The organism is Streptomyces sp. 1222.5 (genome assembly GCF_900105245.1).
Taxonomy (GTDB): Bacteria; Actinomycetota; Actinomycetes; order Streptomycetales; family Streptomycetaceae; genus Streptomyces; species Streptomyces albidocamelliae.
In genome coordinates this window covers 2,459,950-2,479,027 of record NZ_FNSZ01000001.1, presented here as the reverse complement: position 1 = coordinate 2,479,027, position 19,078 = coordinate 2,459,950, and the positions used below count along the sequence as shown (strand labels likewise).

20 protein-coding genes are annotated in these 19,078 nt (G+C 71.9%); 15 read left to right on the top strand and 5 right to left on the bottom strand.

Annotation, left to right across the window (positions count from 1 at the left end):
• Positions 1–49: 49 nt before the first annotated feature.
• Complete coding sequence (gene sepH / locus BLW57_RS11055) at positions 50–1,090, bottom strand: septation protein SepH (protein ID WP_093474067.1); 1,041 nt, start codon at positions 1,088–1,090, stop codon at positions 50–52.
• A 520-nt stretch (positions 1,091–1,610) separates the two neighbouring features.
• On the opposite strand from sepH, the gene BLW57_RS43080 reads away from it, so the two are divergent.
• The gene (locus BLW57_RS43080) at positions 1,611–1,961 is read left to right on the top strand and encodes a hypothetical protein (protein WP_306822952.1); all 351 of its coding nucleotides are present in this window, start codon (positions 1,611–1,613) and stop codon (positions 1,959–1,961) included.
• Positions 1,962–2,282: 321 nt separating this feature from the next.
• On the opposite strand, the gene BLW57_RS11045 is transcribed toward BLW57_RS43080, so the two are convergent.
• Together BLW57_RS11045 and BLW57_RS11040 are read right to left on the bottom strand one after the other, a co-directional pair.
• A complete protein-coding gene (locus BLW57_RS11045) occupies positions 2,283–3,602 on the bottom strand; it encodes a D-arabinono-1,4-lactone oxidase (RefSeq protein WP_093474066.1) in 1,320 nt (439 codons plus the stop codon).
• Positions 3,562–4,800, bottom strand: a complete 1,239-nt coding sequence (locus tag BLW57_RS11040) for an MFS transporter (RefSeq protein WP_093474064.1) — start codon at positions 4,798–4,800, stop codon at positions 3,562–3,564. The genes BLW57_RS11045 and BLW57_RS11040 overlap by 41 nt, the downstream gene beginning before the upstream one ends.
• A 172-nt stretch (positions 4,801–4,972) precedes the next feature.
• Between BLW57_RS11040 and BLW57_RS11035 the strand changes: the two genes are divergently transcribed.
• Together BLW57_RS11035 and BLW57_RS11030 are read left to right on the top strand one after the other, a co-directional pair.
• Positions 4,973–6,100 carry a ferrochelatase gene (locus BLW57_RS11035; RefSeq protein ID WP_093474063.1) on the top strand — a complete coding sequence of 376 codons (1,128 nt, stop codon included), beginning with the start codon at positions 4,973–4,975 and terminating at the stop codon, positions 6,098–6,100.
• An 8-nt stretch (positions 6,101–6,108) separates the two neighbouring features.
• Positions 6,109–6,924: an inositol monophosphatase family protein gene (locus BLW57_RS11030; protein ID WP_093474061.1), complete on the top strand. Its 816-nt coding sequence runs from the start codon at positions 6,109–6,111 to the stop codon at positions 6,922–6,924.
• Between the two features lie 70 nt (positions 6,925–6,994).
• On the opposite strand, the gene BLW57_RS41350 is transcribed toward BLW57_RS11030, so the two are convergent.
• Positions 6,995–7,168: a hypothetical protein gene (locus BLW57_RS41350; RefSeq protein ID WP_176985545.1), complete on the bottom strand. Its 174-nt coding sequence runs from the start codon at positions 7,166–7,168 to the stop codon at positions 6,995–6,997.
• Positions 7,169–7,582: 414 nt separating this feature from the next.
• On the opposite strand from BLW57_RS41350, the gene BLW57_RS11025 reads away from it, so the two are divergent.
• The 4 genes from BLW57_RS11025 (at position 7,583) to BLW57_RS11010 (ending at position 11,108) form a co-directional block, all read left to right on the top strand.
• Positions 7,583–8,236: a response regulator transcription factor gene (locus BLW57_RS11025; protein WP_003993508.1), complete on the top strand. Its 654-nt coding sequence runs from the start codon at positions 7,583–7,585 to the stop codon at positions 8,234–8,236.
• A gap of 6 nt (positions 8,237–8,242) precedes the next feature.
• Complete coding sequence (locus tag BLW57_RS11020) at positions 8,243–9,490, top strand: sensor histidine kinase (RefSeq protein WP_093474060.1); 1,248 nt, start codon at positions 8,243–8,245, stop codon at positions 9,488–9,490.
• 393 nt (positions 9,491–9,883) lie between these two features.
• On the top strand, positions 9,884–10,180 hold the full coding sequence (locus BLW57_RS11015) for a DUF4193 domain-containing protein (RefSeq protein ID WP_005481602.1): 297 nt from the start codon (positions 9,884–9,886) through the stop codon (positions 10,178–10,180).
• Between the two features lie 13 nt (positions 10,181–10,193).
• Entirely contained in the window at positions 10,194–11,108 is a 915-nt protein-coding gene (locus BLW57_RS11010) for a hypothetical protein (RefSeq protein WP_176985544.1), read from the top strand.
• On the opposite strand, the gene BLW57_RS11005 is transcribed toward BLW57_RS11010, so the two are convergent.
• On the bottom strand, positions 11,105–11,569 hold the full coding sequence (locus tag BLW57_RS11005; protein WP_093474058.1) for a DUF3093 domain-containing protein: 465 nt from the start codon (positions 11,567–11,569) through the stop codon (positions 11,105–11,107). The genes BLW57_RS11010 and BLW57_RS11005 overlap by 4 nt on opposite strands.
• A gap of 114 nt (positions 11,570–11,683) precedes the next feature.
• Between BLW57_RS11005 and BLW57_RS11000 the strand changes: the two genes are divergently transcribed.
• From BLW57_RS11000 to BLW57_RS10965, 8 genes are all read left to right on the top strand, one after another.
• Entirely contained in the window at positions 11,684–12,268 is a 585-nt protein-coding gene (locus tag BLW57_RS11000; protein ID WP_093474057.1) for a PaaI family thioesterase, read from the top strand.
• Positions 12,265–12,825, top strand: coding sequence for a dUTP diphosphatase (gene dut / locus BLW57_RS10995; RefSeq protein ID WP_073897631.1), 561 nt, complete (start codon positions 12,265–12,267; stop codon positions 12,823–12,825). Before BLW57_RS11000 ends, dut begins: the two co-directional genes overlap by 4 nt.
• Before the next feature lies 1 nt (position 12,826).
• Positions 12,827–13,588 (top strand): DUF3710 domain-containing protein, encoded by a 762-nt coding sequence (locus tag BLW57_RS10990; protein ID WP_093474055.1) that lies wholly within the window; start codon positions 12,827–12,829, stop codon positions 13,586–13,588.
• Between the two features lie 184 nt (positions 13,589–13,772).
• On the top strand, positions 13,773–14,465 hold the full coding sequence (locus tag BLW57_RS10985; protein ID WP_093474054.1) for an ABC transporter ATP-binding protein: 693 nt from the start codon (positions 13,773–13,775) through the stop codon (positions 14,463–14,465).
• A gap of 135 nt (positions 14,466–14,600) precedes the next feature.
• Positions 14,601–17,156, top strand: coding sequence for a sensor histidine kinase (locus BLW57_RS10980; RefSeq protein WP_093474052.1), 2,556 nt, complete (start codon positions 14,601–14,603; stop codon positions 17,154–17,156).
• A complete protein-coding gene (locus tag BLW57_RS10975) occupies positions 17,153–17,839 on the top strand; it encodes a response regulator (RefSeq protein ID WP_073897627.1) in 687 nt (228 codons plus the stop codon). The genes BLW57_RS10980 and BLW57_RS10975 overlap by 4 nt, the downstream gene beginning before the upstream one ends.
• A 43-nt stretch (positions 17,840–17,882) precedes the next feature.
• Entirely contained in the window at positions 17,883–18,281 is a 399-nt protein-coding gene (locus BLW57_RS10970) for an OB-fold nucleic acid binding domain-containing protein (protein WP_093474051.1), read from the top strand.
• Positions 18,282–18,284: 3 nt separating this feature from the next.
• Positions 18,285–19,052 (top strand): DUF3159 domain-containing protein, encoded by a 768-nt coding sequence (locus tag BLW57_RS10965; RefSeq protein WP_093474049.1) that lies wholly within the window; start codon positions 18,285–18,287, stop codon positions 19,050–19,052.
• Positions 19,053–19,078 lie beyond the last annotated feature (26 nt).

The window sequence follows — 19,078 nt, the reverse complement described above, 5'->3', positions numbered from 1 at the left end:
GAGAGGGGGCACGCGCGCGTGCCCCCTCCTCGCGTTGTCCCGCGGCCGGTTACTCCTGCTTCTTGCGGCGTGTGCCGAACACGATCTCGTCCCAGCTCGGGACGGCCGCGCGGCGGCCGGGGCGTACGCCGTCGGCCTCGGCCTGACGGTCGGTCGACCCGATGAGCCGGTCGCGGTGGCCGCCGACGGAGCGCGGCATGAGCACGTCCGCGTAGGCCGAACCGGCCGAGGCGGCGGGTGCCGGGGGCTCTTCCGCCGCGGGTTCCTCGACGGGTTCGTCCTCGGTGTCGGCCGGGCGTTCCGGGACGACCAGGTCGCCGCGGAAGCTCGGCACGGCCTCCAACAGGCTGGTCAGCGAGTCGCGTTCGCCCGAGGTCTCCTCGGCGGGCTCGGACGGCGGCGCGGGCAGGCTGGGCCGCTCCCGGTCGCCACGGTCGAGCGCGCGGTCCATGGTGCGCTCACGCGGCAGCCGGGCGATGCGCGGGACGAACGGGAAGCTCGGCTCGGGCACGGCGAGGTCGTCGGACTCGCCGATCAGTGAGCGCGCCTCGTCGTCCACGGCCTGTACGAGCCGCCGGGGCGGGTCGTACGTCCAGCTCGCCGAGTGCGGTTCGTCCGCGACCAGGTACACGAGGAGGACTTCCCAGGTGCCGTCGTCGCGGCGCCAGGAGTCCCACTGCACGGTGTCCTTGTCGGCACCGCGCAGCAGCAGCCGCTCCTGGACGGTCTCGCCGAGCAGCGGGCCGGAGTTCTCACCGGGGCGGCGGACGGGGGTCTTACGGGCGCGCTCGGCCATGAAGGCACGTTCGGCCAGCACGGGACCCTCGAAGCGCCGTACCCGGTCGACGGGGATGCCGGCGAGCTGGGCCACCTCTTCCGCGGTGGCACCGGCGCGTATACGCGCCTGGATGTCACGGGGCCGGAGATGGCTCTCGACCTCGATCTCGATCTGGCCGAGGCGGGGCCGGTCGCCACGGACGGCGGCACGCAGCCGCTCGTCGATCGGAAGCGTGTACTCCGTGGAGTCGGCAGCCTTCAGCACCAGTCGTGTGCCGTCATTCGAGACGGCCACGACACGCAGTTCGGGCATGGGGACCTCCCGGGTGGTGCCTGCCGACGTCACGTGCGTCGCTGCTTCCGCTAGTCGAGTGTGGCCTGCCCGGGTGCAGCCTGCCACAACCTTGCCGAGTTGCCCGGCGTGTCGGGCACGGGCCCGGGACCGCCGTTATGGCACGGTTACCTGTTCGCAACGCTAAGTGACCAACTCCGTCACCCTGTGCAACCAGCCCCCCTCCCGGCGGTCCTGCAAGGCCACGGGCACCCTGGTGGGAGGCCGGACCCAGGGCTCGCAACAGTACTCCATTCGGACCACGTGCGTGGATTGGCGCGCCGCCCAACTTCTGGCAAGGAGTGCGACTTGGCCGTCCGCAACCGGTTTTGTCGATCATGAACGTGGCGAACTTCACGGAACCCCCGGAAACGGAACTAATGGTTTCGTTCGTACGTCCCTTTCTGATGCAGTCGCCGACCGATGTCGGCAAGCGCCGGGAGTGCACCGTCCTGTGCGTGCATGAGCGGTGATGTACGGGAAGGGAAGGCAAGTTCCGGGTATGCGTGAGACGCCCGACGCGAGGCGGAAGCGGATGGACCTGAGCGTCCCCCAGGTCGCGGGCAGCGCCCTGGTGGCGGTTGTGGCGGCCAAGCCGGCCTCGTACTTCGGGGTGTACGGCACGATCCTCGGCGCCGGGGTCGTCAGTGTCGTCGCCACCTGCGGCGGCACCGTCTTCCAGCACTTCTTCAAGCGGACCGGGGAGCAGCTGCGCGAGGCGAAGACGGCCCCCCCCGCCCGAGCGGACAACTGCCGTCGGCCCCGGGCGGGTTCACCGACGGCACCGTCTATCGCGCCCGGGTGCGCGGGTGGCGCCGGCCGGTGGTCGCCGCCGCCGTGGTGTTCGGGGTGACGATGGCGGGCATCAGCAGCTACGAACCGGTGTCGGGCAACCGTTTCGGCGGTGGCGGGGGCACGACGGTCAGCGACGCCGTCACCGGACGGAGCCCGAGCCCGGCCCCGAGGGGGCCCGGACCGTCGTCCCCCGCGAAGTCCGGTGAGGTGGGGGCCCCTTCGGGTACGCCGTCCTCCGTTCACACGCCCTCCGCCGGCACCGGCACGGACACCGGCGGGAGTCCGGCCCCGGCGCCCAGCGCCTCCACGGCCGGGCCGTCCGGCGGGGATGCCTCCACCTCCGCGCCGTCCCCCGCGCCCAGTGGATCCGCCGCGACGCCTACGCCCCCAGCACCCTCCGCACGTAGGCGTTCTGGAACAGCCGTTCCGGGTCCAGCCGGTTCCGCAGCTCCGTGAATTCACCGAAACGCGGGTACACCCGGGAGAAGTACTCGGCGTCCCGCGTGTGGACCTTGCCCCAGTGCGGCCGGCCCTCGTGCGCGGTGAAGATGCGCTCCGCGGCGGTGAAGTAGGCCTGGTACGGCGTGCCACGGAACATGTGCACGGCGATGTAGGCGCTGTCCCTGCCGGAGGCGGTGGACAGGGCGATGTCGTCGGCCGGGGCGGTGCGCACCTCGACCGGGAAGCTGACGCGCAGCCCCGAGCGGTCGACCATGCTCCTCAGCTCGCGCAGGGTCTCCGTCAGGGCCTCACGCGGGACGGCGTACTCCATCTCCACGAAACGCACCCGGCGCGGCGAGGTGAACACCTTGTACGGGATGTCGGTGTACGTCCGCGCGGACAGGGCCCTGCTGGAGACGCGCGCGATGGCCGGGATGCCGACGGGGACGGCCCGCCCCGCCCACTGGGCCACCTGGAAGACGCCGTTGGAGAGGAACTCGTCCTCGAACCAGCCGGCGAGCGGGCCCACGGGCTGCTCGGGCCCGGCGCTGCGGTTGTTGCGCTTGGTGTTGGTGCTGCCGGTGTGCGGGAACCAGTAGAACTCGAAGTGCTCGTTCTCGGCCCACAGTTGATCGAACTCGGCGAGGACCCGCTCGAAGGGCATCGGTTCCTCGCGCGCGGTGAGCAGGAACAGGGGCTCGACGGCGAAGGTGATCGCGGTGACGACGCCGAGCGCGCCGAGGCCTATTCGGGCGGCGGCGAACACCTCCGGGTTCTCCTTCTCGGAGCAGGTGAGCACCGAACCGTCCGCCGTGACGAGTTCGAGCCCCTTGATCTGGGCGGCGATGGAGGCGGACTCGCGGCCCGTGCCGTGGGTGCCGGTGCTGGTGGCGCCGGAGACGGTCTGCTCCATGATGTCGCCCATGTTGGTGAGCGACAGGCCCTCGCGCGCGAGGGCCGTGTTGAGCCTCTTGAGCGGGGTGCCCGCCTCCACCGTGACCGTCATCGACGCGCGGTCGATGCCGCGGATGCCGGTCAGCAGTTGAGGGCGGATCAGCACGCCGTCGGTCGCGGCGATGGAGGTGAAGGAGTGCCCGGTGCCGACGGCCTTCACCTTCAGGCCGTCCTCGGCGGCCCGGCGCACCGCGGCGGCCAGTTCCTCCACGGAGGCCGGCGCGACCTGCCGGGCGGGCCGGGCGGAGACGTTCCCGCCCCAGTTACGCCAGGTGCCCTTCTTCCCGCTCGCTGTGCTGCTCAACGGTGCCTCCCCGACCCGCGGCCGGCCTGCGCAGCCGGCGGTACCCGAGGAAACCGACCGCGATCGCGGCGGCCCCGGACGCGACCGGAACCCCGTACCCGGCGCGCGCCCCGGCTGCGTCGATCACCCAGCCGGCCGCGGAGGAGCCGAGCGCGACGCCGACCGCGAGGCCGGTGCTCACCCAGGTCATGCCCTCGGTGAGCTTCGCGCGAGGTACGTGCTCTTCGATGAGGGACATCGTCGTGATCATCGTCGGTGCGATGGACAGCCCCGAAACGAACAGCGCCACGGCCAGAAGCGGCAGGTTTCCGACCAGTAGGAGGGGGATCATACTCACGGACGTCGCCGCCACGCCCAGCAGCCAGCGACGTTCCGGCGCCCCGGCGAAGCGCAGCAGCCCGAAGACGACTCCCGCCAGGCAGGAACCGGCCGCGTACAGCGCGAGGACCAGGCTCGCGGCGCCCTGGTGGCCGCGCTCGTCGGCGAAGGCGACGGTGACCACGTCCACCGATCCGAAGATCGCGCCCGTCGCCACGAACGTGGCCACCAGGACCTGAAGTCCCGGCGCGCGCAGGGCGCTGCCGCCGCCGTGGTGCTCGCGCGGATGCGGCTCCGGTTCGGTCGCCCGCTGGGAGGTGAGCCAGAGGACGCCGGCCGCCAGGAAGCACCCGGCCAGCAGGGGGCCCGCCTCCGGGAACCACGCCGTGGACAGTCCGATGGAGATGATCGGGCCGAAGATGAAGCAGACCTCGTCGACGACCGACTCGAAGGAGTACGCGGTGTGCAGCTTCGGCGTGCCCCGGTACAGCGCCGCCCAGCGCGCCCGGATCATCGCGCCCAGGCTCGGCACCGAGCCGATCCCGGCGGCGCAGACGAACAGCACCCAGTCGGGCCACCGGTAGTGGGCCGCGAGCAGCAGGCCGGCCGCCGCGGCGAGGGCCACCAGGGTCGCGGGACGCAGCACCCGGCGCTGCCCGTGCCGGTCCACCAGCCGGCTTATCTGCGGTCCGATCGCCGCCGCGGACAGCGCGATGGTGGCCGACAGCGCCCCGGCGAGGCCGTACCGCCCGGTGAGCCGGGAGACCATCGTGACCACGCCGATGCCCATCATCGACAGCGGCATCCGGCCGAGGAAGCCCGCGGCGGAGAAGGCCTTGGTGCCCGGCGCGTCGAACAGGGCTCTGTAGGGGCTGGGCACGAGGTCTCCGGAACGGGTCGTAAGGCGCGAATGCGGCTGATACAGCTTACGAGTAAGGACACCCTAAGCGCACCCGGAAATACGGCCGGAAAAACCGGACTAAACCGTATGGAACTCGACTCTTCACCCTGCTGTTGCCCGCCCGTCAAGCGCGGGGTGGGAGGATCAAGGCATGCCAGACGTGCTCGATGCCTCTCCGTACGACGCCCTGCTCCTGCTCTCCTTCGGCGGTCCCGAAGGCCCGGACGACGTGGTCCCGTTCCTGGAGAACGTCACGCGCGGGCGCGGCATCCCGAAGGAACGCCTGAAGGAAGTCGGCCGGCACTACTTCCTGTTCGGCGGGGTCAGCCCCATCAACGACCAGAACCGCGCCCTGCTGGACGCCCTGCGCAAGGACTTCGCCGAGCACGGCCTGGACCTGCCGGTCTACTGGGGCAACCGCAACTGGGCGCCGTACCTGACGGACACCCTGCGCGAGATGGCGGCCGACGGCCGCCGGCGCGTCCTGGTCCTCGCCACCAGCGCCTACGCCTCCTACTCGGGCTGCCGCCAGTACCGCGAGAACCTCGCCGACGCCCTGGCCGCCCTGGAGGCCGAGGGAGTGGAGCCGCCGAGGGTCGACAAGCTCCGGCACTACTTCAACCACCCGGGCTTCGTCGAGCCGATGACCGACGGGGTGCTGCGCTCCCTCGCCGACCTCCCCGAGGACGTCCGGGCCGGCGCCCACATCGCCTTCACCACCCACTCCATCCCGACCGCCGCCGCCGACACCTCCGGCCCGGTCGAGGCGCACGGCGAGGGCGGGGCGTACGTCGAGCAGCACCTGGACGTGGCCCAGCTGATCGCCGACGCCGTCCGCGAGCGCACCGGTGCCGACCACCCCTGGCGGCTCGTCTACCAGTCCCGCTCGGGCGCCCCGCACATCCCGTGGCTGGAGCCGGACATCGTCGACCACCTGGAGGAGCTGCACGGCGCCGGCGTCCCGGCCGTCGTCATGGCCCCCATCGGCTTCGTCTCCGACCACATGGAGGTCCTCTACGACCTCGACACCGAGGCCACGGCCAGGGCCGGGGAGCTGGGGCTGCCGGTGCGCCGCTCGGCCACCGTGGGCGCCGACCCGCGGTTCGCCGCCGCGGTCCGCGAGCTCGTCGTGGAGCGCGCCACCGTGGAGCGCGGGCAGCGGGTCACCCCCTGCGCCCTCGGCGCCCTCGGCCCGAGCCACGACGTCTGCCCGGTCGGCTGCTGCCCGGCCCGCGCCCCCCGCCCGGCCGCCGCGGGCGCCGACAGCCCCTACGCGTGAGGAGCCCCGTGACCGACGCCCTGCACCGGGAACTGCTCGACCTGGCCCAGGAGGCCGCCCGCCGCGCCGGCGAGCTGCTGCGGGACGGCCGCCCGGCCGACCTGGCCGTGGCGCGGACCAAGTCCAGCCCGATCGACGTGGTCACCGAGATGGACATCGCGGCCGAGAAGCTGATCACCGATCTCATCTCGGGCCACCGCCCCGACGACGGCTTCCTCGGCGAGGAGGGTGCCTCCGTCGAGGGCACGAGCGGCGTCCGCTGGGTGATCGACCCGCTCGACGGCACCGTGAACTACCTCTACGGCCTGCCCACCTGGGCGGTGTCGGTGGCGGCCGAGCACGACGGCGAGACCGTGGCCGGCGTCGTCGCGGCGCCGATGCGCGGCGAGACGTACCACGCCGTGCGCGGTGGCGGCGCGTGGGCCACGGGTGCGTGGGAGGGCGAGCGGGCGCTCGCCTGCCGGCCCGCGCCCCCGCTGGAGCAGGCCCTGGTCTCCACCGGCTTCAACTACGTCACCGAGGTCCGCGCCCACCAGGCCGAGGTGGCCGGCCGGCTGATCCCGTTGCTGCGGGACATCCGGCGCAGCGGCTCGGCCGCGGTCGACCTGTGCGACGTGGCCTGCGGCCGGCTCGACGGGTACTACGAGCGGGGACTCAACGCGTGGGACCACGCGGCGGGCGACCTGATCGCCCGGGAGGCGGGCGCGCTGACCGGCGGACGGCCCGGAGAGCGCCCCTCGCGGGACCTCACCGTCGCGGGTGCGCCCGGCGTCTTCGAGCCCCTGCAGCGGCTGCTGGAGGACTTCGGGGCCTGGCACGACTGACCGGCTCCGCGCACGCGAAGGGACCCCGGCGCTGGATTCGCCGGGGTCCCCTCTCGCGCTCTCGTGCCGATCAGACGCGTGTCGCGCCGACCTCCACACCGTGCTCGGCGGCGAGGCGGCGCAGGTCGTCGAGCTCTGCCTGCTCCACCTCGACGAGGAAGTCGTCGCCCTCGTCACGAGCCCGCGTCAGGTCGGTCTCGGTCGCCCTTATGCGCTGCAGAAGTCCTGCGGTGAAAGCGTCCATGCTGCGCCCCCTCGTCCAGGGTCGTGGGTAGGTGGCACGGGGGTGTGCCGTCAAGAAGGGGCGATCACGTTCCCGCAGGTGCCCGGCGCAGCCCTGCCGGGCGGCTACGGTGCCGGACACCCACGCCCACTCTGCGCGCAAGCGGATCGGGGGGTACCGCATGGTGCTGCGGCACATGCAGAGCGTGATCGCGGGGTGTAAAGCCGTCCTCCCCCCGCTCCCTTCCCTGGAAACCTGAACCGGAGGAGAAAATCTCGTATTCCCGGGCCACCGCCCGGATCCCTCCGGCCCGGACCCCGCCTTACAGCCGACTTATGGCCGAAAAGGGCAGGATGGAGGTCACATCCCACGAACACCCCTGCCCGCACGCGCCCACATCGCGTCGCGCGGGCGGACACAGGAAGGACAAGCGACGTGCGCGTACTCGTCGTCGAGGACGAGCAGCTGCTCGCCGATGCCGTGGCCACCGGGCTGCGCCGGGAGGCCATGGCCGTCGACGTCGTGTACGACGGTGCGGCCGCCCTGGAGCGCATCGGCGTCAACGACTACGACGTGGTCGTCCTCGACCGCGACCTCCCGCTCGTGCACGGCGACGACGTCTGCCGCAAGATCGTCGAGCTGGGCATGCCCACGCGCGTGCTCATGCTCACCGCCTCCGGCGACGTCAGCGACCGCGTCGAGGGCCTGGAGATCGGCGCCGACGACTACCTGCCCAAGCCCTTCGCGTTCAGCGAGCTGATCGCGCGCGTGCGCGCTCTCGGCCGCCGTACGAGCGTCCCGCTGCCGCCCGTCCTGGAGCGGGCCGGCATCAAGCTCGACCCCAACCGCCGCGAGGTCTTCCGCGACGGCAAGGAGGTCCAGCTCGCACCCAAGGAGTTCGCGGTCCTGGAGGTGCTGATGCGCAGCGAGGGCGCGGTCGTCTCCGCCGAGCAGCTGCTGGAGAAGGCGTGGGACGAGAACACCGACCCCTTCACCAACGTGGTGCGCGTGACGGTCATGACCCTGCGTCGCAAGCTCGGTGAGCCGCCCGTGATCGTCACGGTCCCCGGCTCCGGCTACCGGATCTGACCGGCCGTGGCCGCCACCCCCGCGCCCCCGCAGGCGCCGCCGAAGCCCACCTGGGACCCCAGGAGGCCGCAGCCTCCCTTCCCCTGGCTGCGCCCGACCATCCGCATACGGCTCACGCTGCTGTACGGCGGCATGTTCCTGATCGCCGGCATCCTGCTGCTGTCGATCATCTACCTGCTCGCCGCACAGGCGATCAACACCGGCAACCAGCCGCTGTTCAAGATCGTCAGCTTCCAGGAACTGAAGATCTCGTCCGACAGCTGCCCCGCGATCAACACCACCAAGCTGCCGCTGTCGGACTTCAAGGACGCCATCGCCCACTGCATGGACCAGCAGCGCCAGACGGCCCTGGACGACCTGCTCAGCCGCTCGCTGCTGGCCCTCCTGGGCCTCGCGGTCATCGCCTTCGCGTTCGGTTACGCGATGGCGGGCCGGGTGCTGTCCCCGCTCGGCCGCATCACCCGCACCGCCCGCCAGGTCGCCGGCTCGGACCTGTCCCGCCGTATCGAGCTGGACGGCCCCGACGACGAGCTGAAGGAGCTGGCGGACACCTTCGACGACATGCTGGAGCGCCTCCAGCGGGCCTTCACCGCCCAGCAGCGCTTCGTCGGCAACGCCTCCCACGAGCTGCGCACCCCGCTCGCGATCAACCGCACGCTCCTCGAGGTGCACCTGTCGGACCCGAACGCGCCGGTGGAGCTCCAGCAGCTCGGCAAGACGCTGCTGGCCACCAACGAGCGCAGCGAGCAGCTGGTCGAGGGCCTGCTGCTGCTCGCCCGCAGCGACAACCAGATCGTGGAGCGCAAGCCGGTCGACCTGGCCGAGGTCGCCACGCAGGCCGTCGATCAGGTGCACGGCGAGGCGGAGAGCAAGGGCGTGAAGATCCGCGGCGAGCGCAGGCCCGCCGTCGTGCGGGGCAACGGCGTGCTGCTGGAGCGGATCGCGCTGAACCTCGTGCAGAACGCGGTGCGCTACAACGTGGCGGAGGACGGCTGGGTCGAGGTCACCACCGAGGTCGAGCACGGGCAGGCGGTGCTCACCGTCTCGAACACCGGCCCGGTCGTGCCGGCGTACGAGGTCGACAACCTCTTCGAGCCCTTCCGGCGGCTCCGTACGGAGCGCACGGGCAGCGACAAGGGGGTCGGACTCGGACTGTCCATCGTCCGGTCCGTGGCCCGCGCGCACGGCGGTCACGTCGTCGCCCGACCCCGGGAGGGCGGAGGCCTGGTGATGCGCGTCACCCTGCCGCTGTGATCGACGACCGACACACGCGGAGGATGTTCGCTTTGCGCGGAATTTTCTGGGGGCCGTTTGCGGTTGCTCTTGTGTGATCAATCACATGGGCGGATTTCAAGCCAGGTACTCTCCGTGATCATGACACAAGGTGGAAAGCCGGGAAAGTCCTGGTTTTCAGGGCTCTTGATCACGGGAAGTACACGGTGAGGCGCCTTTGAGGTGCGACATTCAAACCGTGTACGGTCCTCACCGCCAACCAAGCCGATCACTCTCGGGAGGTCGGGTTGGATGTCGATTGAGTAACAGACCTTGATGTGAGGCAAAATCTCCGCCTCAGGTCGGGCACAAGTCCGGCCTCTCACGCGTTACGTGCGCTGGAGACACCGCAAACACCCAGAGGGGGAGAGCGATATGGCAACCGACTACGACACTCCACGCAAGACCGACGACGACGTCGACTCGGACAGCCTGGAAGAGCTGAAGGCCCGGCGGAACGACAAGTCCACCTCGGCCGTGGACGTCGACGAGTTCGAGGCCGCAGAGGGCCTGGAGCTGCCCGGCGCCGACCTCTCGAACGAGGAGCTGGCCGTCCGGGTGCTGCCCAAGCAGCAGGACGAGTTCACCTGCATGAGCTGCTTCCTGGTGCACCACCGCAGCCAGCTGGCCCGCGAGAAGAACGGCCAGCCGATCTGCCGCGACTGCGACTGAGGACGGGTCGGCCGTGACTGGCTCGACCCCTCCGCGGAAGCGCCGCTTCTCCTTGCGGAAAGCGGACCAAGGGCCGTCCGACGGCCCGCAGGGCGCGCGTGACGACGAGCGGGGCTCATGGGATACGAGAGCCTCGCTCGAACCGGCGGCCGACCGGGAAGACCTGTCGGCGCCGGCTCGGCAGGCCGCGCCCGTCGCCCGGCGGCGGGCCGCGGCGGTGCGCGACAGAGCCCGGGGCATGGCCCGGGAAGGGGCCCGTAAGGGCGGCAGCCGCGCTCGCGCGGGGCTCGGGTACCTCGCGGACCGGATCATCGAGATCGCCCCGCGGATCCCCGTACGCGACCTCGCGACCCTGCGCAGGCAGTTCCCGGGTCTCGGACCCGAGGAGATCGCCGACAAGCTGGTGGCGGGTGCCGCGGCCGGGACCTCGACGGTCGGCGCCGGGATCGGGGCCGCCGCCATGCTGCCGGTGCCGCCCGCCATGCCGACCGAACTGGCCGCGGAGATCACCGGGGTCGCCGCGATCGAGCTGAAGCTCATCGCGGAACTCCACGAGGTCTACGGCGTACGCCCGCCGGGGAACCTCAAGGTCCGCAGCACCGCGTATCTGTCCTCCTGGTCGGGGGAGCGCGGGATCGACGTGATGAAGCCGTCGACGTACGACACGGCCCTGGGCGGCCGCATGAAACGCGAACTGCGCCAGCAGATCATGAAGCGCATGCTCCGCGATCTGCCCAACCTGATGCCGTTCCTCGTCGGAGCCGCGGTAGGGGCCGTCATGAACCGGCGGGACACCCGAAGACTCGCGGGACGGATCCGCAAGGACCTGCGCAGGATCCAGGTCCCGTGGGACGAGCTGACCGAGCTGCCGCCCCTGGAGGAACCGGCGGAACCGTTCGGGATCGGCGAGCTCCCGAAGGAGCTCTAGGCGTTCGCGGTCCGGGCCGCCTCGATCGCGGCGGCCAGCCTCTCCGGCTCCCGCGTCGACAGGTACAGGTACGGCGTGGGGTCCTCCGGATCGGTGACCTCCACCTTCAGCGCCCCCGGGATGTAGGCCCGCAGCAGCAGGAAGGCGCGGGTGTCGGCCTTGTACGTCCGCCAGGCACGGGCCTCCTCCGCGTCCAGGACCTCCGAGGAACCGAGCGCCGACACCGGGATCCTCGCCTCGCCCGCGATCAGGGAGTCACCCACGACGCGGATGCGCGGGGAGCCGTAGGCGCTGGCCACCACCGCCGCGGCCGCCGTACCGCCCACCAGGCCGCCGAGCAGCGGCAGCGTGCCGAAGGGCAGCAGGATGAGCGCGAACGAGACACCCACGAGAAAGCTGATCAGCCACCACGAGCGGGGGGCGGTGAGGCGTTCTTCGTAGGGGGTGGCGGAGAGCTGCATGGAGCCAAGCTTGGCACGGGGCGCGGTGCGGGCCCGAACCAGGGCGGGGCTGCCGCGCAGCCCCGCCGGACACCGCGGTGGCGGGCGCCGGACGGACGGGTAAGGTCTGCGCCTGTGAGTGGTAGTTCCGCAGCTCTTCAGCCCCCCGCCGACGCGGTGAAACCGGTACGGCACCCCGACGCGCCCGCGCCCGGGGAACTCCTCGGCGCCCACTACGAACACTGTTTCGGTTGTGGTCCCGGGCAGCCGCACGGGCTGCTCCTGGAGGCCCGCGCCGGCGCCGGTGTCTCGCTGACCGCCGAGTTCGTCGTCCAGTCCGCCCACCAGGGCGCCCCCGGCCTCGCCCACGGCGGAGTGCTGGCCACGGCGCTGGACGAGACCCTCGGTTCGCTGAACTGGCTGCTGCGGACGATCGCCGTGACGGGACGGCTGGAGACCGACTTCGTACGGCCCGTGCCGGTCGGCACCACGCTGCACCTGGAGGCCGAGGTCACCGCCGTCGCGGGGCGGAAGATCTACTCCACCGCCACCGGGCGCATCGGCGGCCCCGACGGGCCGGTCGCGGTCCGCGCCGACGCCCTCTTCATCGAGGTCAAGGTGGACCACTTCATCGACCACGGCCGCAAGGAGGAGATCCAGGCGGCCATGAGCGACCCGGACCAGGTCCGGCGCGCCCGGGCCTTCGAGGTGAACCCGTGAGCCGTGAGCCCCGCCGGGAACTCCCCGTGCAGATCCGGCGCGTCGATCCGGACGTACCGCTGCCGGCGTACGAGCACCCCGGGGACGCCGGCGCCGATCTGCGGACCACCGAGGCCCGCGAGCTCGCGCCCGGTGAGCGGGCCGTGCTGCCCACAGGTGTGTCGATCGCCCTCCCCGAGGGGTACGCGGCGTTCGTGCACCCGCGTTCCGGTCTCGCCGCCCGCTGCGGTGTCGCCCTCGTGAATGCCCCGGGGACGGTTGACGCCGGGTACCGTGGGGAGATCAAGGTGATCGTGGTGAATCTCGACCCGCGCGAGTCCGTGCGGTTCGAGCGCTTCGACCGGATCGCCCAACTGGTCGTCCAGCAGGTCGAGAGGGTCCGCTTCCAGGAGGTGGCGGAACTTCCCGGCTCCGCGCGGGCCGAAGGGGGCTTCGGGTCCACCGGTGGCCATGCCGCGGTGGGCGACGACAGCGGCACAAGCGGTCGGGCCGCCGAAGGCGGTTCGACGGGTGGGAATCGATACGCTTCGGTCGTATCCGACCGGGAAGGACAGTGACGTGTTCGGACGTCGCAACAAGAAGGGTGCCGCCGAGGACGCGGCCGGCGAGGCCGAGCAGGTCGTCGACAGCGTCGACACCGAGGCGGACGAGGGAGAGGCCGAGCGCGAGCGCGTCCGGCTGGAGCCGGAGCCCCGGCCCGACGGGCCGTGGGACAGCAGCGAGGTGCGCGACCCGAGCGAGGGCCGTGTGGACCTCGGCGGGCTGTTCATCCCGGGCGTCGACGGCATGGAACTCCGGGTGGAGGTCGCCGGGGACGCGATCGTCGCCGCGACCGTGGTCCTGCGCGACAGCGCCGTCCAGCTCCAGGCGTTCGCCGCGCCCAAGCGCGAGGGCATCTGGGGCGAGGTCCGCGAGGAGATCGGCTCCGGGATCACCCAGCAGGGTGGCATCATCGACGAGGTCGAGGGTCCGCTGGGCTGGGAGCTGCGCGCCCAGGTGCCGGTACAGCTGCCGGACGGCACGGGCGGCTTCCAGGTCGTGCGCTTCGTCGGCGTGGACGGCCCGCGCTGGTTCCTGCGCGGCGTGATCTCCGGGCAGGGCGCGGTGCAGCCGCAGGCCGCCGGGCTGCTGGAGCAGATCTTCCGGGACACGGTCGTGGTCCGCGGCGAGGGCCCGATGGCGCCCCGCGACCCGATCGTCCTGAAGCTGCCGAACGACGCCCAGATGGTTCCGGAGGGTGTCCAGCAGGAGGAGGGCTCCCGCTTCTCCGGCGGCATGGGCCAGCTGCAGCGGGGACCGGAGATCACCGAGGTCCGCTGACAGGCACGACGATCGAAGGGCCGTACCCCGAGGCGGGTGCGGCCCTTTCCCATGGGTGACCGCCGAAGCTCGGGCTCGGCCCGGTCAGACAACCCCAACCGCCCCCGCTGTCCGAACCGTTGATCGGCCGGTCGCCCGCAGCGATACTGGCGCCCGGTCCACGAGGGGCGGCGGGGGAGGCCACATGAGCCGGGTGCTCACCGAGACCATGGTGCGCGTCGAGGACGTCCACCGGTCGTACGGGCGGGGCGCCGCCGCCGTCCACGCCCTGCGCGGGGTCTCCTTCGAGGTGCCCCGCGGCGAGCTGGTCGCCCTCAAGGGCCGCTCCGGCTCCGGCAAGACCACCCTCCTCAACATCGTCGGCGGACTCGACGCACCCGACCGGGGGCGGGTCGAGGTCGACGGGCGGCAGCTGGGCGAGCTGGGCGAGGACGAGCTGCTGCGGCTGCGCCGGGACCGGATCGGGTTCGTCTTCCAGTCCTTCGGACTCATCCCGATCCTCACCGCGGCCGAGAACGTCGGCGTACCGCTGCGGCTGCGCCGGGCCGAGCCGCGCGAGCGCGAGGAGCGCGTCGAACTGCTGCTCTCCCTCGTCGGTCTCGCCGGCCACGCGGCCCAGCGGCCCGGCGAGCTGTCCGGCGGCCAGCAGCAGCGGGTCGCCATCGCCCGCGCCCTCGCCAACCGCCCGGCCCTGCTGATCGCCGACGAACCGACCGGGCAGCTCGACGCCGAGACCGGGCACGCGGTGATGGAGCTGCTGCGGGCCGTCGTCCACAGCGAGCGGGTCACCGCCCTGGTGGCCACCCACGACGCGACCCTCCTGGACCTCGCCGACCGGGTGCTGGAGCTGCACGACGGCGAGATCGCCGGGCACTGAACCCCGGCGGCCGCCCGGGACTCATCAGGGATGCGTCAATGTTGCCCGCGGCCCGCGCACCTGCCCTTTTTGTCGTCATTGCTGGCCGTAGGGTCGACGCTGCGCACGCAGGAGTCGGCGGAAGACAATGGGGCCATGGCACGCGGCAAGCTACGGATCTACCTCGGGGCGGCACCCGGCGTCGGCAAGACCTACGCCATGCTCTCCGAGGCGCACCGCCGTACCGAGCGGGGCACCGACTGCGTCGTCGCGTTCGTCGAGCACCACGGCCGGCCGCGCACCGAGGTGATGCTGCACGGCCTGGAGCAGGTGCCGCGCGCACAGCTGGAGTACCGGGGCGGCACCTTCGGCGAGATGGACGTCGACGCCGTACTGCGCCGGGCACCCGCCGTGGCCCTGGTGGACGAACTCGCCCACACCAACGTCCCCGGCTCCCGCAACGCCAAGCGCTGGCAGGACGTGCAGGAACTGCTCGCCGCCGGCATCGACGTCGTCTCCACCGTCAACATCCAGCACCTGGAGTCACTCGGTGACGTCGTCGAGTCCATCACCGGGGTGCGGCAGCGCGAGACCGTACCCGACGAGGTGGTGCGGCGGGCCGACCAGATCGAGCTGGTCGACATGTCCCCGCAGGCCCTGCGCCGTCGTATGGCGCACGGCAACATCTACCAGCCCGACAAGGTCGACGCGGCCCTGTCCAACTACTTCCGGCCCGGCAACCTCACCGCCCTGCGGGAGCTGGCGCTGCTGTGGGTCGCCGACCGGGTCGACGAGTACCTGAACGAGTACCGCAGCGAGCACCGGGTCTCCAAGATCTGGGGCTCCCGCGAACGGATCGTCGTCGGGCTCACCGGCGGACCCGAGGGGCGTACGCTCATCCGCCGCGCCGCCCGGCTCGCCGAGAAGGGCGCCGGCGGCGAGGTCCTCGCCGTCTACATAGCCCGCAGCGACGGCCTCACCTCGGCCTCCCCGAAGGAGCTGGCCGTCCAGCGCACCCTCGTGGAGGACCTCGGCGGCACCTTCCACCATGTGGTCGGCGACGACATACCGGCCGCCCTGCTGGACTTCGCCCGGGGCGTCAACGCCACGCAGGTCGTGCTGGGCTCCTCGCGCCGCAAGGCCTGGCAGTACGTCTTCGGGCCCGGCGTCGGCGCCACGGTCGCCCGCGAGTCCGGACCCGACCTCGACGTCCACATCGTCACCCACGAGGAGGTCGCCAAGGGCCGCGGGCTGCCCGTCGCCCGGGGCGCACGCCTGGGCCGGGCCCGCATCGTCTGGGGCTGGGCGGTGGGCCTCGCCGGACCGGCCGTCCTCGCGGTGCTGCTGAACACCGTCGACCTCGGCCTCGCCAACGACATGCTGCTGTTCCTGGCCGTCACGGTCGCCGCGGCCCTCCTCGGCGGCCTGCTGCCGGCCCTCGTCTCCGCCGCGTTCGGCTCGCTGCTGCTGAACTACTTCTACACCCCGCCCCTGCACCGGCTGACCATCGCCGACCCCAAGAACATCGTCGCCATCGCGATCTTCTTCGGCGTCGGCATGTCCGTCGCCTCGGTGGTGGACGTCGCGGCCCGCCGCACCCACCAGGCCGCCCGGCTGCGCGCCGAGTCCGAGATCCTCTCCTTCCTCGCCGGCAACGTGCTGCGCGGCGAGACCAGCCTGGAGGAACTGCTGGAGCGGGTCCGGGAGACCTTCGGCATGGAGTCGGCCGCCCTGCTGGAACGGGCGGGCGACGTCGAGCCGTGGACCTGCGCCGGACGCGCCGGATTCGGCCCGGTGCTGGAGCGCCCCGAGGACGCCGACGTGGACATGCCCGTCGGCGACCACCTGGCCCTCGCGCTCACCGGCCGGGTGCTGCCCGCGGAGGACCGGCGGGTGCTCGCCGCCTTCGCCGCCCAGGCCGCCGTCGCCCTCGACCGCAGGCGCCTGCGGGAGGAGGCCGACCAGGCCCGTACGCTCGCCGAGGGCAACCGCATCCGCACCGCCCTGCTGGCCGCCGTCAGCCACGACCTGCGCACGCCCCTGGCCGGCATCAAGGCCGCCGTCTCCTCCCTGCGCTCCGACGACGTGGCCTGGTCCGAGGAGGACCAGGCGGTGCTGCTGGAGGGCATCGAGGAGGGCGCCGACCGCCTCGACCACCTCGTCGGCAACCTCCTCGACATGTCCCGCCTCCAGACCGGCACCGTCACCCCGCTCATCCGCGAGATCGACGTCGACGAGGTGGTCCCGATGGCGCTCGGCGGCGTCCCCGAGGACAGCGTCGGCCTGGAGGTGCCCGAGACGCTGCCCATGGTCGCCGTCGATCCGGGGCTGCTGGAGCGGTCGGTGGCCAACCTCGTGGAGAACGCCGTCAAGTACAGCCCGCGCGGGCGCCGCGTCCTGGTGTCCGCCAGCGCCATGGCCGACCGGGTGGAGGTGCGCGTGGTCGACCGCGGCCCCGGCGTCCCGGACGAGGCCAAGGACCGCATCTTCGAACCCTTCCAGCGGTACGGTGACGCTCCGCGCGGCGCCGGGGTCGGACTCGGACTCGCCGTGGCCCGCGGTTTCGCGGAGGCCATGGGCGGCACCCTGAACGCCGAGGACACGCCGGGCGGCGGGCTCACCATGGTGCTGAGCCTGCGCGCGGCAGGATCGCGTCCCGAGCGACTCCCCACCGGGGGGCACCTCACCGAACCGGAAAGGCAGATTCGATGACCCGGGTGCTCGTGGTCGACGACGAGCCGCAGATCGTGCGCGCCCTCGTGATCAACCTGAAGGCGCGCAAGTACGAGGTCGACGCGGCCCCCGACGGCAGGACCGCCCTCGAACTCGCCGCCTCCCGCCACCCCGACGTGGTCGTCCTCGACCTCGGACTGCCCGACATGGACGGTGTCGAGGTGATCAGGGGCCTGCGCGGCTGGACCCGCGTGCCGATCCTCGTGCTGTCCGCCCGGCACTCCTCCGACGAGAAGGTGCAGGCGCTGGACGCGGGCGCAGACGACTACGTCACCAAGCCCTTCGGCATGGACGAACTGCTGGCCCGGCTGCGGGCCGCCGTCCGACGGGCCGAGCCGGTCGGACCCGGCGAGGAGGACCTGACGGCCGTGGAGACCGCGGAGTTCACCGTCGACCTGGCCGCGAAGAAGGTCAACCGCGGCGGCAAGGACGTCCGCCTCACCCCGACCGAGTGGCACCTGCTGGAGGTGCTGGTCCGCAACACCGGCCGACTGGTCAGCCAGAAGCAGCTGCTCCAGGAGGTGTGGGGCCCCTCCTACGGGACGGAGACCAACTACCTGCGCGTCTACATGGCCCAGCTGCGACGCAAACTCGAGACGGACCCCTCCCACCCCGAGCACTTCATCACGGAACCCGGGATGGGGTACCGGTTCGAGAAGTGAGCTGGGCTACGGCGGTCTCGGTGTGCCCCGGTACGCTTCAGGTATGAGTGCTGTTCCTCGATCCGAAAAGCCGGCGGGCCGGTTCCGGCGCATGCTCGACCGGCTCTCCTCGTCGCAGGAGGACCTGGAGTCCGAGGAACTGCGCGAGGACGCCGAGACCGCCGGCTGCACCAAGATCGGTGACTGCCGTGACCGGCAGATCGTCACGGTAACTGGTACCTTGCGCACGGTCACCCTGCGGCCACGCGCCGGAGTCCCGGCCCTGGAGGCGGAACTGTTCGACGGCTCCGCCGCGCTGGACGTGGTGTGGCTCGGCAGGCGCTCCATCGTCGGTATCGAGCCGGGGCGCAAGCTGATCGCATCGGGCCGGATCTCCATGAGCCGCGGCCGCCGGGTGCTCTTCAACCCGAAATACGAACTGCGACCCCTCGGACGGGAGTAGCCGGTGACGTCCCTCGACAAGCCGACCGAAGACACCGGCCAGAGCCCGCCGGCCGATGCCCGCGCGGTGACCGAGGCCGCGCTGTTCGAGGCGTTCGGCGGGGTTCGCGGCATGGTCGAGACGGTCCTGCCGGGCCTGCTCTTCGTCGCGATCTTCACCGTCGACAAGAACCTGCACCTCGCGGCGATCGCCGCCCTGGCCGTCTCCCTGATCCTGGTCGTGGTCCGGCTGGCCATGAAGGACACCGTCAAGCACGCCTTCAGCGGTGTGTTCGGCGTGGCCTTCGGCGTCGTGTTCGCGATGTTCACGGGCAACGCCAAGGACTTCTACCTCCCCGGCATGCTCTACACGCTGGGCCTGGCGCTGGCGTACATCGTCACGACCCTCGCCGGGGTGCCCCTGATCGGCCTGATCCTCGGCCCGGTCTTCAAGGAGAACCTCTCCTGGCGCACTCGCAATCCGGGCCGCAAGAAGGCCTACGCGAAGGCCAGTTGGGCCTGGGGCCTGATCCTGCTGGCCAAGTGCGCGATCCTCTTCCCGCTGTACTGGTGGTCCGACACCACCAAGCTCGGCTGGGTCCTGGTCGCCCTGAAGATCCCGCCGTTCCTGCTGGCGGTCTGGCTCACCTGGGTCTTCCTCGCCAAGGCGCCCGCGCCCATCGACGTGTTCGCGGAGATGGAGGCGGAGGAGAAGGCCGAGGAGGAGCGCAAGGCCGCGCTGGCCGCCGAGGGCGGCGAGACCACCGCCGGACGGCACCGCCGGGACGGCTAGGCACGTCCACGACGCCGAAGCACGTC

Excerpts from the sequence above, each read along its gene's own strand:
- BLW57_RS11005 (WP_093474058.1), bottom strand. The coding sequence starts at position 11,569 with ATGCAGCTCTCCGCCACCCCCTACGAAGAACGCCTCACCGCCCCCCGC.
- sepH (WP_093474067.1), bottom strand. The coding sequence starts at position 1,090 with ATGCCCGAACTGCGTGTCGTGGCCGTCTCGAATGACGGCACACGACTG.
- BLW57_RS10970 (WP_093474051.1), top strand. The coding sequence starts at position 17,883 with ATGAGTGCTGTTCCTCGATCCGAAAAGCCGGCGGGCCGGTTCCGGCGC.
- BLW57_RS41350 (WP_176985545.1), bottom strand. The coding sequence starts at position 7,168 with ATGGACGCTTTCACCGCAGGACTTCTGCAGCGCATAAGGGCGACCGAG.
- BLW57_RS10975 (WP_073897627.1), top strand. The coding sequence starts at position 17,153 with ATGACCCGGGTGCTCGTGGTCGACGACGAGCCGCAGATCGTGCGCGCC.
- BLW57_RS10985 (WP_093474054.1), top strand. The coding sequence starts at position 13,773 with ATGAGCCGGGTGCTCACCGAGACCATGGTGCGCGTCGAGGACGTCCAC.
- BLW57_RS11015 (WP_005481602.1), top strand. The coding sequence starts at position 9,884 with ATGGCAACCGACTACGACACTCCACGCAAGACCGACGACGACGTCGAC.
- BLW57_RS10980 (WP_093474052.1), top strand. The coding sequence starts at position 14,601 with ATGGCACGCGGCAAGCTACGGATCTACCTCGGGGCGGCACCCGGCGTC.
- BLW57_RS43080 (WP_306822952.1), top strand. The coding sequence starts at position 1,611 with ATGCGTGAGACGCCCGACGCGAGGCGGAAGCGGATGGACCTGAGCGTC.
- BLW57_RS11035 (WP_093474063.1), top strand. The coding sequence starts at position 4,973 with ATGCCAGACGTGCTCGATGCCTCTCCGTACGACGCCCTGCTCCTGCTC.